Genomic DNA, 13695 nt, shown 5'->3' with positions numbered 1-13695 from the left:
CCCGTCCCGCCGGGCCCCGGCCTCAGGGAGCTATCGGCAGCTGCCGCTTGTGCTCGGTGATCCGGTACCGGTGGACGATGGCCGCGGCGGTCTCCTCCGCCACCGGCTCGCCCTCCAGGAAGCCGTCGATGTCGTCGTAGGAGACGCCGAGCGCCTCCTCGTCCGGCTTGCCCGGGTCCAGTGTCTCCAGGTCCGCCGTCGGGACCTTCTCGACGAGCGCGGACGGCGCGCCGAGGACCCGTGCCACGGCCCGCACCCGCCGTTTGGTGAGACCGGCGAGCGGTACGACGTCCGCGCCGCCGTCACCGAACTTGGTGAAGAAGCCGGAGGCCGCCTCCGCGGCGTGGTCGGTGCCGACCACCAGGCCGTCGTGCGCGCCCGCCACCGCGTACTGGGCGATCATGCGCTGGCGTGCCTTGATGTTGCCGTGGACGAAGTCCTGGTGGTGGGCGTCGCGGAAGATCGCGCCGCCGGCCAGCAGCGCGTCCAGGGCCGCGTCGCAGGCCGGCCGCACGTCGACGGTCAGGACCCGGTCGGGCCGGATGAACTCCAGCGCCGCCTGCGCGTCGCTCTCGTCGGCCTGGACGCCGTACGGCAGCCGCATCGCGTAGAACGTCGCGTCCCGCCCGGTGGCGCGGACCCGTTCGACCGCGAGCTGGCACAGCCGGCCCGCGGTCGTGGAGTCCACACCGCCGCTGATGCCGAGCACCAGCGCGTGCAGGCCCGTGGTGGTCAGCTGGTCGGCGAGGAAGGCCACGCGGCGCTCGGTCTCCGTCGTCGCGTCGAAGTCCGCGCTCACGCGGAGCGTCCGGGCGATCTCCTGCTGGGGAGAGAGCGTCGTGCGGTCGGTCATGGTTGCTCCTGTGTCGAACGGTTGTATGCGGCGGAGGTCGGGGCAGACGTGGGGTCAGGCCCGGCGCGCCACCCTCGGCAGTCCGGTTACCCCCATCACCACCGAGTACAACGAGGTCGTCGCGGTGATGAAGAGGCGGTTGTTCTTGGGGCCGCCGAAGGCGATGTTGGAGACCGGCTCGGGAATGTTCAGGCGGCCGATGAGCGTCCCGTCCGGGTCGTAGCAGTGCACGCCGCCCTCCATGGCCGCGGCCCACAGCCGGCCGCCGTCGTCGAAGCGGAGGTTGTCGAAGCTGCCGGTGCCGTCCGCGGCCCGGGCGAAGACCTCGCCGTCGGAGAGTGTGCCGTCGTCGCGGACGTCGAAGACGCGGATGACCCGGGCGCGGGTGTCGGAGACGTACAGCTGCCGCTCGTCGGGTGAGAAGACGAGCCCGTTCGGCGCGCCGAAGCAGTCGGCGACCAGGCGCACCTCACCCGTCCCGGGGTCGATCCGGTAGACGTTCAGGCCGTCGAGTTCGGGCTCGGCGCGGAAGCCCTCGTAGTCGCTGGTGATGCCGAAGTCGGGGTCGGAGAACCAGACCGAGCCGTCGGAGCGTACGACCGCGTCGTTCGGGCTGTTGAGCCGCTTGCCGTCATAGCGGTCGGCGAGGACGGTCACCGTGCCGTCGGGCTCGGTGCGGGTGACCCGGCGGTTGCCCTGCTCGCAGCTGATCAGGCGGCCCTCGCGGTCCAGTGTGTTGCCGTTGCTGTGTCCGGCCTGGCGGCGGAAGACCGAGACGGCCCCGGTCTCCTCGTCCCAGCGCAGCATCCGGTCGTTGGGGATGTCGCTCCAGATCAGCTGGCGCCAGGCGGGGAGGTAGACGGGGCCTTCGGCCCAGCGGCAGTCGCCGTACAGCTTTTCGAGGCGGTCGTCGCCGTTGGCGCAGCGTCCGGTGCGGAACCGGTCGTCCAGGATCTCGTACAGCATCGTGTCACCGGAACCAGGCATGATTACCCCTAAGCGAGCTGAGACCGAACGGTGTATGGCCCTAGTGGACTATGCCAGAACGCCATATGGTTTTGCCATGGGGACGGTGAACGACATGGGAGCGGGGGGACGCAACGGCATGGGGGCGGTGAGCGGCATGGGCGGGGTGTACGGCATGGACGAGGTCGACCGGAAGCTGATCGCGGCCCTCCAGCGCGACGCGACCACCGCGTACGCGGCGCTCGGCAAGGAGGTCGGCCTCTCGGCGGGTGCCGCTCATGAACGGGTGCGCAAGCTCCGCGAACGGGGCGTGATCCGGCGCACCACCATCGAGGTGGACCCGGCGTCGCTCGGCCGGGGCGTCCTGGCCTTCGTGATGGTGGAATCGACCGCGTGGATGGGGGATTCGGCCGACGCCTTCGCGGCGATCCCGGAGATCCAGGAGGCGCACGTCATCGCGGGCAGCGCCTCGGTCCTGGTGAAGGTGCGGGCCGCGACGACGGAACAGCTCCAGGACGTGCTGCGCAGGCTGTACGCCATCGAGGGCGTGAGTGGCACGCAGGCGACGGTGGCCCTGGAGACCTTCTTCGAACGACCGGTCCAGCCCCTCTCCCCGACGGCGGCCCGGAAGGCGGCACCCGGATAATTCGTTGACAGCGCCGGGCGGCTCTTCCTACGGTGTTCTCGGTTCTGTTGCCGCCGATAGGAGAAGGACGTTGCTCGTCTGAGGTCATGAGACACCGCGTCACGCAGCTTCCGCTGCCGTGCACGTCGCGTGCGACCTCGGCTCACGAGCCGTCCCGCCCCGGCACAGGCCTTTTTTCATGCTCTCCGCTCCAGGCCTCACCACCGCCGCGGTGTCTCGAACGCGTTGCCCCTGACCGCGCTCCACACCACGCAGACGCGAGGCCCGTATGTCTCCCTCCCCCACCTCCATCACCTGCACCTCCCTCACCTTCGCCTGGCCGGACGGCACCGGCGTCTTCGACGGGCTCCAGATGTCCTTCGGGCCCGGCCGCACCGGACTCATCGGCGTCAACGGCTCAGGAAAGTCGACCCTGTTGAAGCTGATCGCCGGTGAGCTGACGCCCACCGACGGTGCGGTCAAGGTCGCCGGTGAGGTCGGTTACCTGCCGCAGAACGTCACGCTCGACACCGGGCTGCGCGTCGACGAGGTCCTCGGCATCGCCGCGCCGCGCGCCGCGCTGCACGCCATCGAGGCGGGCGACGTGCGCGAGGAGCACTTCACCGCCGTCGGCGACGACTGGGACGTCGAGGAGCGCGCCCTCGCCACCCTCGACCAGCTCGGGCTCGGCCACATCGGTCTCGACCGCACCACGGGCGAGGTCTCGGGCGGCGAGTCGGTGCTGCTGCGCCTGGCCGCGCTGCTCCTGCGCCGACCGGACGTCCTGCTGCTCGACGAACCCACCAACAACCTTGACCTGTACGCCCGTCGGCGGCTGTACGCGGCCGTCGAGGCCTGGCCAGGGGTCCTCATCGTGGTCAGCCACGACCGCGAACTCCTGGACCTGGTCGACCAGATCGCCGATCTGCGCGACGGCGAGGTCACGTGGTACGGGGGCAACTTCAGCGCGTACGAAGAGACCCTCGCCGCCGAGCAGGAGGCCGCGGAGCGCATGGTGCGCGTCGCGGAGTCCGACCTGCGCAAGCAGAAGCGCGAACTGGCGGACGCCCACGTCAAGTTGGCCCGCCGCAAGCGGTACGGCCAGAAGATGTGGGACCAGAAGCGCGAACCGAAGATCGTGATGGGTGCGCGCAAGCGGGCCGCCCAGGAATCCGCGGGCAAGCACCGCATCATGCACGAGGAGAAACTCGCCGAGGCCAAGGAGCGCCTCGACGACGCCGTGGAGGCGGTGCGGGACGACGACGAGATCCGCGTCGACCTGCCGCAGACCCTGGTGCACCCGGGCCGTACCGTCCTCACCCTCAACGGTCTCGAACTCTGCTACGGAGCCCGTGTGCGGGGCCGGTTCGAGCTGCGCGGCCCCGAGCGGATCGCGCTGACCGGGCGCAACGGCTCGGGCAAGACGACGCTGCTGCGGACCATCGCCGGGGAGCTGGAACCGGTCTCGGGCGAGGCGCCGGCCCACGTGCCGCTGCGCTTCCTGCCTCAGCGGCTGGACGTGCTCGACGACGACCGTACGGTGGCCGAGAACGTGGCGGCGTACGCCCCGGACGCGACCAACAACCGCGTACGGGCCCGCCTGGCGCGCTTCCTGTTCAAGGGCGCCAAGGCCGATCAGCAGGCGGCGACGCTGTCGGGCGGCGAGCGGTTCCGGGCGGCGCTCGCGGCGCTGCTCCTCGCCGAGCCGGCGCCGCAGCTGCTCATGCTCGACGAGCCGACGAACAACCTCGACATGGCGAGCGTCAAGCAGCTCTCGACGGCCCTGGAGTCGTACGAGGGCGCGCTGATCGTGGCCAGCCACGACCTGCCGTTCCTGGAGTCCATCGGCATCACACGATGGCTGCTGCTGGACGGGGAACTGAAGGAGATCACCCGGGAAAAGAAGACAGAAGCTGTCGGATATTGCGGCTAGCTTCGCGCGTATGGAGCCCGACACACGCACGCAGCGAGCCATCCGACACGACACACATCAGCACATCACCATCGCCGGAGCCCGGGAGAACAACCTCAGGGAGGTGGATCTGCGCATCCCGAAAGGCCTCCTCACGGTCTTCACCGGGGTCTCTGGCTCCGGGAAGTCGTCGGTCGTCTTCGACACGATCGCGGTCGAGTCCCAGCGCCAGCTGAACGAGACCTTCACCTGGTTCGTGCGCAACCGGCTGCCGAAGTACGAGCGGCCGCACGCGGACGTCATCGAGGATCTCTCGCCCGCGATCGTCGTCGACCAGAAGCCGATCGGCGGCCACTCCCGTTCCACCGTGGGCACGATGACGGACATCTACTCCGTGATCAGGGTGCTCTTCTCCCGGCACGGGACGCCCAGCGCGGGCCCGGCGACCGCGTACTCCTTCAACGACCCGTCGGGCATGTGTCCCGAGTGCGACGGCCTCGGCCGCACCGTGCGGCCCGACTACGACCGCATCCTCGACCCCACCAGGTCCCTGGCGGACGGCGCGATCCTCTTCCCGCCGTTCGCCGTGGGGACCTGGCACGGCCAGACCTACACCAACACGCCCGACCTCGACCCGCACAAGCCGGTCGGGCGGTTCACCGACGCCGAGCGGGAGTTCCTGATGCGGGGCGGCCGCGACTCCCGCGGGAAGCCGAGCGGCAAGAAGGTGCCCGTCCGCAACACTGGCGGCGCCCGCGACACCGACTACGAGGGCCTCGCGGACCGCTTCGAGCGGCTCTATCTCAAACGCGACCTCTCCACCCTCTCCCAGAAGACCCGCGACGTCGCCCAAGCCTTCCTCCGCGAGGGCCCGTGCCCGGCGTGCCGGGGCGCCCGCCTCAACCCGGCGGCGCTCGCCACCCGGATCAACGGCCTGGGGATCGCCGACTGCACCAGGATGGAAGTCACCGATCTCATCGAGGAGTTGGGGCGCATCGACGATCCCGTGGCGGGCCCGATCGCCGCGGCGGCCGTCGCGGCGCTGGAGCGGATCGAGGCGATCGGCCTCGGCTATCTCAGCCTGGACCGCGAGACGTCCACGCTCTCCGGCGGCGAGGGGCAGCGGCTGAAGATGGTGCGCCACCTCGGCTCCAGCCTCACCGGCATGACGTACATCTTCGACGAACCGAGCGTCGGCCTGCACCCGCGCGACGTGGGGCGCCTCGGCGACCTGCTGCTGCGGCTGCGCGACAAGGGCAACACCGTCCTGGTCGTCGAGCACGACCCGGACGTCATCGCGATCGCCGACCACGTCGTCGACATGGGCCCCGCGGCCGGTTCCGGCGGCGGCCTGGTCGTCTTCGAGGGCACCCCGGACGAGCTGCGGCGGGCGGACACCCTCACCGGCCGCCACCTGCGCCGCGTCCGGCGCGTCAAGGAGAACCCGCGCAGGGCGACCGGCGAACTCTGGATCAAGGACGCCGATCTGCACAACCTCAAGAACGTCAGCGTGCGGGTGCCGGCCGGGGTGCTCACCGCGGTCACCGGCGTCGCCGGGTCGGGCAAGAGCACGCTGGTGTCGAAGGCGTTCACCGCGGCGCACCCGGACGCCGTGGTCGTCGACCAGTCGTCCATCGGCATCTCGGGCCGCTCGACCCCCGCGACGTACCTCGGGATCATGGACACCGTACGCAAGCTCTTCGCGCGGGAGACCGGTGCCGAGGCGAGCCTGTTCAGCTTCAACACCCATGGGGCGTGCGAGCGTTGTCAGGGGCGCGGGATCATCTACAGCGACCTGGCGTTCATGGACCCGGTGACCACGACGTGCGAGGCGTGCGCGGGGCGGCGCTTCAAGGACGAGGTGCTGCGCCTGACCGTCGACGGCCGGTCCGTCGTCGACGTGCTGGAGATGACCGCCGAGCGCGCGCTGGACTTCTTCGAGCGCTTCGACGACACGGCGGTACGCAGGCGCCTGGGCGCCCTGCGGGATGTGGGCCTCACCTACCTGACGCTCGGCCGGCCGCTGAGCACCCTGTCCGGCGGCGAGCGCCAACGCATCAAGCTGGCCACGCAGTTGCACCGCACCGGCACCACGTACGTCCTGGACGAACCGACCACCGGCCTGCACCTGGCGGACGTCGACGGGCTGCTCGCGCTCCTCGACCGGCTGGTCGACGCCGGGAACACGGTGCTCGCCGTCGAACACAACCTCGACGTCGTCAAGCACGCGGACTGAGTCATCGACCTCGGCCCCGACGGCGGCAAGCACGGCGGGCGGATCGTCTTCGAGGGCACCCCGGCCCAACTCGTGGAGGCCGAAGGGTCGTTCACCGCGGAGCACCTCCGAGGCGCTCTGGGCACGGGGCGGGCGCACGCCGCATGATGTGCGGCACCGCCCCGCCCCCGTGAGGAGCCTGCCGTGCCCAGCAAGAAGGCCCTGGTCCGCCGCCCCGGCCCGCGCCTCGCCGAAGGCCTCGTCACCCACCTGAAACGTACCCCGGTCGATGTGCGGCTCGCGCTGCGCCAGTGGGAGGCGTACGTGGGCGCGCTCGACGCCCACGGCTGGGAGACCCTGGAGGTGGAGCCGGCGGACGACTGCCCGGACTCGGTGTTCGTCGAGGACGCGGTGGTCGTCTTCCGGAACGTGGCGCTGATCGCCCGGCCGGGTGCCGGGCCGCGGCGGGGCGAGACGGCGGGCGTCGAGGAGGCCGTGGCCCGGCTCGGCTGCTCGGTGAACCGGGTCCGGGAGCCCGGCACGCTGGACGGCGGCGACGTCCTCAGAATCGGCGACACGCTCTACGTCGGCCGGGGCGGGCGGACCGACGCGGAGGGAGTGCGGCAGCTGCGGGCCGCCTTCGAACCGCTCGGGGCACGGGTGGTGGCCGTACCTCTCACCGGACCCTTCGCCCGGGCCCTGCATCTGAAGTCCGCGGTGACGGCGCTGCCCGACGGGACCGTGATCGGCCGGGAGCCGCCGATGGGGCGCCCCTCTCTCTTCCCGCGCTTTCTGCCCGTACCGGAGGAGCCAGGCGCGCACGTGGTCCTGCTCGGCGGCGGGAAGCTGCTGATGGCGGCGAGCGCGCCGAAGAGCGCGGAGCTGTTCGCCGACCTCGGTTATGACCCTGTTCGGGTGGACATCAGCGAGTTCGAGAAGCTCGAAGGATGTGTGACGTGCCTCTCAGTCCGGCTCCGTGAACTGTACGTCTGACCAGTGATGAGGCCTTCGTGGCGGGGAACCCGGCGGGGTGCGGTCTCACAGGCCCTTTACGGAGGGTTTAACCTACGGCAACGTAACCTACGAGACCGTAGGTAGCGCACCGCTCGCGCTGCCCGTAAGCACCCCCGTCCCCGTATGGAGCCCACGTGACGATCACCTCTCCCCACCTCGGCAGCAGCTCGGACAGCTGGACCGACGCCCGGCTGCTCTACGCGCTGGAGGAAGTGGTCGAGCAGGAACTGAACCGCCACCTCAAGGTGGCGAAGGACTGGATGCCCCACGAGTACGTCCCGTTCTCGGACGCGCGCAACTTCCCCGGCCTCTTCGAGGACGGCGAGGCGTGGGAGAAGGGCCAGTCCCCGGTCACCGACATCGGGCGCATCGCCCTGGTGGTGAACCTGCTCACCGAGGACAACCTCCCCAGCTACCACCACGAGATCGCCTCCCTCTTCGGCCGCGACGGCGCCTGGGGCACCTGGGTGCACCGCTGGACCGCCGAGGAGGGGCGCCACGGCATCGTGATGCGCGACTACCTCCTCGCCTCGCGCGCCGTCGACCCGGACGAGCTGGAACGCTTCCGGATGATCCACATGAGCGAGGGCTTCGAGTCGGACAACCGCCACTCGATGCTGCACTCGGTCGCGTACGTGGCCTTCCAGGAGCTGGCGACCCGCATCTCGCACCGCAACACCGGACACCAGTCCGGCGACCCGGTCTGCGACCGCATGCTGGCGCGCATCGCCACCGACGAGAACCTCCACATGGTCTTCTACCGGAACCTGCTCAAGGCCGCCTTCGAGCTGGCCCCGGACCTGACGATGCAGGCCGTGCGGGACGTGGTGGTCAACTTCCGCATGCCGGGCCACGGCATGCCGGGCTTCGAGCGGGCCGCCGCGCAGATGGCCATCGGCGAGGTCTACAACCTGCGCATCCACCACGACGACGTCCTCCAGCCCGTGCTGCGCTTCCTGAAGGTCCTGGAGATCGACGGTCTCGGCCCCGAGGGCCTCCAGGCCCAGGAGGAGCTGGGCTTCTACATGGGCGGCCTGGACGCGGAGGCATCGAAGTTCGACGAGAGGCTGGCGGCCCGCAAGGCCCGAATGGCGGCGCGGAAGGCCTGACCGGACGTAAACGGTTGGTTGGTTGGTCGGTTGGGTGGCTTACCGGGTGGCTGGCTTAGCGGCTGGCTGGTCGCCCGGCTGGCGGGCTTACCGGCCGACGAGCTGGCTGGCTGGCTGGCTTACCGGTCGGCGGGCTGGCTGGTCGGCTGGCTCACCGGCTGGCTGGTCGGCCGTTCGGCTGGCTCACCGGCTGGCTGGCTCACCGGCTGGCTGGCTCACCGGCCGGCGCTGGTCGGCTGGCTCACCGGCTGGCTGGCTGGTCGGCCGTTCGGCTGGCTCACCGGCCAGCCGCACGGCCGCGCCGGCTGAGCCGCGGGGGTATGCCTCCGGCGGGCGGCGCGGAGCGTGCGGCGCGGTACTGCGGGGCGGTGCCGTAGCGGGGCATGCGGGGGGCGTGTCGCCGGTGCGGGGTTGCTGAGGCCTCGCGCAGCCAGTGCGGCCTGTGTCGTTGCGGGGGCCTCACAGGTGCGGTGGGGCTGTGGGGGTTGCAGAGGCGGCGCGTCACCGGTGTGGCGCGGTTGTGGGACTGCGCGTCACCGGTGTGGCGAGGCTGACCGGGCTGCGGGCGCCGCGCGTCATCAGTGCGGGGCCGCAGCCTGGGAATGCGAAGGCCGCGTCAATGGCGCGGCGTCCGCTACGAAGTTGGGGAAGGGCCGCGCGTCGCTGGTGCGGTGCGGCTGCGCAGGTCGCGGGGCCGCGTCACGGGCGCGGCGCGGCTCGGAAGGTGCAGGGCTTCGCGTCACCGGGGCGGTGCGGTGTGGCTGCAAGGGTTGCCGTATTCGGGTCACCGCGGCGGCGACGCGTCACGGGTTGCGAGGTGGGCGGTGCTCGCCAACGGCGGCGCGGAGGGGCGGTCTGGCGTCATGCTCACTGTCGAGCCCGAGGCCCGGGTCAGGGCGTCCGCCCCCGCGCCGCTGAGCCCAAGCTGCCCCGTCGCGGGCGAGGTACGCGCCGAGCCCTTAGTTGCCCCCCCAACGAGGGCGAGGCATACGGCCCCGCCGCCCAGTGGTCCCCTACGGGCGCGAAGCACACGCCTCGCCCCCACTGGTCCCCTACCGGCGCGAGGCACACGCCCACCCGTACCACTCCCCCGCAAAGGCGAGGCACGCGCCTCGCCCCCACCCCCATGAGGGCGAGGCACACGCGACCGCCCCCACCACACCCCCCTCAACCGCGAGGCACGCGTCTGAGGGCGTAGCGCTCCTTCTCGGAGAGGCCGCCCCAGACGCCGAACCTCTCGTCGTTGGCGAGTGCGTACTCCAGGCAGGCCGGGCGCATCGCGCACATCCGGCAGATGTCCTTCGCCTCGCGCACCGAGCTACCGGGCTCGGGGAAGAAGAAGTCCGCTCCGGTCTGTGCGCACAGCGCCTGCTCCTGCCAGGCGAGTTCGGGCTGGGCCGTCATGTCGATCTGCATGCCGTCGATACTGCCCGGGCGCGCGAAACAGACGATCAACGAACAATCAACGACCACCCGGGGCGGCGTTTTCCACCCCGGCCCCGGCGGAGCCCCACCGCGGCGCACGCCCCCGATCAAGCCGCGCCCCGACAAGCGCTGCCCGTCGGACACCACCCCGAAACCCTCACCCCACCCCACGCCACCGGGCCACCCGCCCCCGGCAGCAACCACTACGACTGCGACTCCATCTGCTCACCGGGGGGCGACGGCTGAAGCACCGCGAACCGCGCCCCCGCCGGGTCCGCCAGCTTCGCGAAGTGCCCCACGCCCGCCATCTCCACCGGCGCCATCCGCACCGAGCCGCCGGCCCGCTCGGCCTTGGCGACCGTGGCGTCGCAGTCCTCCACCTGGAAGTACGGCAGCCAATAGGCCCCGGCCTCGGAGGGGTCGCTGTCGAGCGGCACCATGCCGCCGAACATGTCGTCCGCGGTGCCGTCGGCGGGATGCACCATGGTGTACGTGCCGCCCGGGAAGGCCATCTCGGTGGTCTGCCAGCCGAACACCGAGCCGTAGAACGCGGTGGCCGCGGCGACGTCCGGGGTGTACAGCTCGGTCCAGACCAGGCCACCCGGTTCGTTCAGGACATCGAGCCCCTTGAGGCTGCCCTGCTGCCAGACGGAGAAGGGCACACCGGCCACGTCGGCGAAGCCCGCCATGTGGCCGAGGTCCAGGACGTCCGTGGGCTCGAAGATCCCCCGCCCCCCGGCCTGCTCGACCGACCTGACCGTGGCGTCCACGTCCGCCGCGCGGAAGTAGAGCGTCCAGGCGGGCGGCGCCTCGTCCGCCGCGATGGCCATGGCTCCCGCCGCCGTCCGGCCGGAGAGCTGGAACTGGCTGTAGCCGCCCACCTCGGGGCCGCCCCGCAGCAGCTCCCAGCCGAACAACTCGCGGTAGAAATCGCTGACCGTGTCGAGGTCGGGGGCGCACATGTCGGCCCAGACCGGGGCTCCTAGAGCAAAACGAGTGCTAAGCATGATCGACTCCTTTGTCGCATGTCTGCCGTCGACCGACGTCACCGCCGCCGACGTATCTCCGTCCCGCTCCTTCGAGTCTGGCACCCACCACTGACAATCCGCCTGCCGCCACTTCATGAACGGACAAGAATTCTGAGAGCGCTCTCAGTCACATCTCTTGACGCCGCAACCACCCACCACGACAGTGGTGCACCACCCCCACAACCGCGCAGGAGACCTTCCGTGATATCGCGTCGAAAGTTCCTGACCACCACCGCCGGTGCCACGGGCGCCCTCACCTATCCCCTGTGGGGAAGCGCCCTCAGCCCCAGCGCCCGGGCCGGCGGCAAGGCGGCGCCCGCCACCTGTGAACTCGCCCTGAAGAACAAGTCGCTCCCCGGCCGCGTCCACGCCTATGTCACCGGTCACGAACAGGGCACCGGCCGCTGGGTGCTGCTCAAGCCCGACGGCGGCGTCTACCGCCCCGACTCCCCCTCGGCGCCGCAGACCCCGCTGCCCGTCGACTGCGCCATACCGCTCGGCGCGGCGGGCTCGGCCCCCAGAGTCCTGACGCTGCCGCAGATGTACGGCGCCCGGGTCTACTTCGTACGCGACGACAAGCTGGACTTCTTCCTCAATCCCGGCCCCGCGCTGGTCGAGCCCGCCTTCGCGACCCGGGCGGACCCCAACTACGGCCGCACCTGGTCGTTCTGCGAGTTCACCTTCAACCCCCAGCAGCTCTACGCCAACATCAGCTACGTCGACCTCGTCACCGCCCTGCCCATCGGGCTGACCCTGGAGGGCGATGCCACGCACACCGTGGCCCCGCTCCCCGACGGCGCCGTGGACAGGATCGCCTCCGATCTCGTCGCGCAGGCGGCGAGGGACGGCCAGCCGTGGGACGACCTGGTCATCAAGGGCAACGGCGGAGGCGTACTGCGCGTCATCTCGCCGCAGAACCTCATGGCGCCCTACTTCGACCGGCCCGACCAGATGCCCTTCCGCGACGTCTGGAACCGCTACATCGACCAGGTGTGGGACAAGTACCGCTCCACCGACCTCAGGATCGATCTCCAGGGTGGCCGGAGCGTGTTCACCGGGCGCGTCAACGGCGACGTACTGACGTTCAACGGCGGACACTCCTTCACCAAACCGACGTCGAAGGACATCTTCACCTGCAACCACGGCCCCTTCGCCAACAACCCCGGCGACCCCGACGACAAGAAGGGCCTCCTCGCGCGGCTCGCCGCCGGGTTCAACCGCAGCCTCATGCTCACGCACCCGCAACAGCCCAATGGCGCGACCAGCGCCGACTACTACCGGGGTGAGGTGACCAACCACTGGTCACGTGTCGTGCACGCCAACTCCCCCATCGGGTACGCGTTCCCGTACGACGACGTCCGTCCCGACGGGCAGCCGGACGTCTCGGGAGCGGCGCACGACGGCAACCCGCGGCGGTTCACGGTGAGCGTGGGCTCGTGACCCCGTAGCTCTCAAGGCGTCCGGCGCGTCACGCCGAGGCCCGGCGCACCAGGGCGGTCGGCAGCACCACGCTCTCCGGCCCGGAGGCGAGACCCTCGCCTCCCCTGCCGCGCAGAAGCATGTCGGCCATCAACCGACCCATTCCCTCGATGTCCTGACGGACCGTCGTCAACGGGGGATCGGTCTGCTCGGCGACCGGCAGCATGTCGTCGAAGCCGACCACGGCCACGTCGTCCGGCACGCTCCTGCCCCGCTCCCGCAGCACCCGAAGGGCACCGGACGCCGACAGGTCGTTGGCCGCGAAGACCGCGTCCAACTCCGGTACTCGGTCGAGCAGTTCCCGCATCGCACGCTCCCCGCCCGCAGGCGTGAAGTCACCCTCGGCGATCAGCCGAGGGTCCACGTCGGCCAGGGCGTCACGGTAGCCGTCGAGCCGGTCGACCGCGGAGATCTGGTCGAGCGGACCGGTGATGTGCGCCACGCGGCCGCGACCGAGCCCCACCAGATGACGCACCGCCTCGCGCGCGCCACCGCGGTTGTCGCAGTCGACGTACGGCGCGCCCCGCTCGCCCGCGGCGGCGTCCAACCAGCCGGGGCGGCCGCCGAACACGGTCGGCACCCCGGCGCGCCGGATGATGGCGGGCAGCGGATCGTCGAGGTGCAGGGAGAAGACGAGGGCGCCGTCCACGTGACCGCCCGCGAGATAGCGGCCGACCCGCTCGTGGTCGTCCCGCCCCTCGGTGAGCAGCAGCACGAGCTGCACGTCCCGCGCGGTCAACTCCGCGCTGATTCCGCGTAGTTGCAGGGCGAAGAACGGGTCGGCGAAGACCCGGGTCTCGGGCTCGGCGATCACCACGGCGACCGCGTCGTGGCGCCGGGTGACCAGGCTGCGGGCGGCGCGGTTGGGGACGTAGCCGAGTTCGTCGACCGCGTGCCGCACCCTCGCGGCGAGCACCTCGCGCACCCCGGGGTCGCCGTTGACGACACGGGAGACGGTGGCCCTGGAAACCCCGGCGCGGGCGGCCACGGCCTCCAGGGTCGGACGCGGTTCCTCGGTCACCTTCGCTCACTCCTCCCTGACGGTGTCAGGGGGCATCCTCCCGTATCG

General features: G+C 71.0%; 11 protein-coding genes and 1 pseudogene. 7 read left to right on the top strand and 5 right to left on the bottom strand.

What is annotated here, in order from left to right:
• Nucleotides 1-22: 22 nt before the first annotated feature.
• Nucleotides 23-853 (bottom strand): ammonia-dependent NAD(+) synthetase, encoded by an 831-nt coding sequence (gene nadE, locus J2N69_RS32580; protein WP_127910848.1) that lies wholly within the window; start codon nt 851-853, stop codon nt 23-25.
• Between the two features lie 54 nt (nt 854-907).
• Nucleotides 908-1840 carry an SMP-30/gluconolactonase/LRE family protein gene (locus J2N69_RS32575; protein WP_230903914.1) on the bottom strand — a complete coding sequence of 311 codons (933 nt, stop codon included), beginning with the start codon at nt 1838-1840 and terminating at the stop codon, nt 908-910.
• A gap of 154 nt (nt 1841-1994) precedes the next feature.
• Here J2N69_RS32575 and J2N69_RS32570 point away from each other — a divergent pair, with 154 nt between their 5' ends.
• The 6 genes and pseudogenes from J2N69_RS32570 to J2N69_RS32545 all read left to right on the top strand — a co-directional run bounded on the left by J2N69_RS32570 (nt 1995) and on the right by J2N69_RS32545 (nt 9003).
• On the top strand, nt 1995-2465 hold the full coding sequence (locus tag J2N69_RS32570) for an Lrp/AsnC family transcriptional regulator (protein ID WP_230904971.1): 471 nt from the start codon (nt 1995-1997) through the stop codon (nt 2463-2465).
• Nucleotides 2466-2733: 268 nt separating this feature from the next.
• Nucleotides 2734-4377 carry an ABC-F family ATP-binding cassette domain-containing protein gene (locus tag J2N69_RS32565; protein ID WP_230903913.1) on the top strand — a complete coding sequence of 548 codons (1644 nt, stop codon included), beginning with the start codon at nt 2734-2736 and terminating at the stop codon, nt 4375-4377.
• Nucleotides 4378-4387: 10 nt separating this feature from the next.
• A pseudogene (locus tag J2N69_RS32560) lies at nt 4388-6739 on the top strand (ATP-binding cassette domain-containing protein).
• 36 nt (nt 6740-6775) lie between these two features.
• Entirely contained in the window at nt 6776-7564 is a 789-nt protein-coding gene (gene ddaH, locus J2N69_RS32555) for a dimethylargininase (RefSeq protein ID WP_230903912.1), read from the top strand.
• 155 nt (nt 7565-7719) lie between these two features.
• Nucleotides 7720-8694, top strand: a complete 975-nt coding sequence (locus tag J2N69_RS32550) for an acyl-ACP desaturase (RefSeq protein ID WP_230903911.1) — start codon at nt 7720-7722, stop codon at nt 8692-8694.
• A 30-nt stretch (nt 8695-8724) separates the two neighbouring features.
• Nucleotides 8725-9003, top strand: coding sequence for a hypothetical protein (locus tag J2N69_RS32545; RefSeq protein ID WP_230903910.1), 279 nt, complete (start codon nt 8725-8727; stop codon nt 9001-9003).
• A gap of 858 nt (nt 9004-9861) precedes the next feature.
• On the opposite strand, the gene J2N69_RS32540 is transcribed toward J2N69_RS32545, so the two are convergent.
• Both J2N69_RS32540 and J2N69_RS32535 read right to left on the bottom strand, forming a co-directional pair.
• The gene (locus tag J2N69_RS32540; protein WP_127909663.1) at nt 9862-10110 is read right to left on the bottom strand and encodes a WhiB family transcriptional regulator; all 249 of its coding nucleotides are present in this window, start codon (nt 10108-10110) and stop codon (nt 9862-9864) included.
• A gap of 212 nt (nt 10111-10322) precedes the next feature.
• Nucleotides 10323-11126: a VOC family protein gene (locus J2N69_RS32535; protein WP_230903909.1), complete on the bottom strand. Its 804-nt coding sequence runs from the start codon at nt 11124-11126 to the stop codon at nt 10323-10325.
• Between the two features lie 222 nt (nt 11127-11348).
• Between J2N69_RS32535 and J2N69_RS32530 the strand changes: the two genes are divergently transcribed.
• The gene (locus tag J2N69_RS32530) at nt 11349-12587 is read left to right on the top strand and encodes a glycoside hydrolase family 64 protein (RefSeq protein ID WP_230903908.1); all 1239 of its coding nucleotides are present in this window, start codon (nt 11349-11351) and stop codon (nt 12585-12587) included.
• A 28-nt stretch (nt 12588-12615) separates the two neighbouring features.
• Here the strand turns inward: J2N69_RS32530 and J2N69_RS32525 are convergent, their stop codons facing one another.
• Complete coding sequence (locus J2N69_RS32525; protein ID WP_230903907.1) at nt 12616-13647, bottom strand: LacI family DNA-binding transcriptional regulator; 1032 nt, start codon at nt 13645-13647, stop codon at nt 12616-12618.
• Nucleotides 13648-13695 lie beyond the last annotated feature (48 nt).

The sequence above is a fragment of the Streptomyces huasconensis genome (genome assembly GCF_021028635.1).
Classification (GTDB): Bacteria; Actinomycetota; Actinomycetes; order Streptomycetales; family Streptomycetaceae; genus Streptomyces; species Streptomyces huasconensis.
Note: the sequence above shows the minus strand (reverse complement) of the source record. Positions and strands in the feature narration are given on the sequence as shown.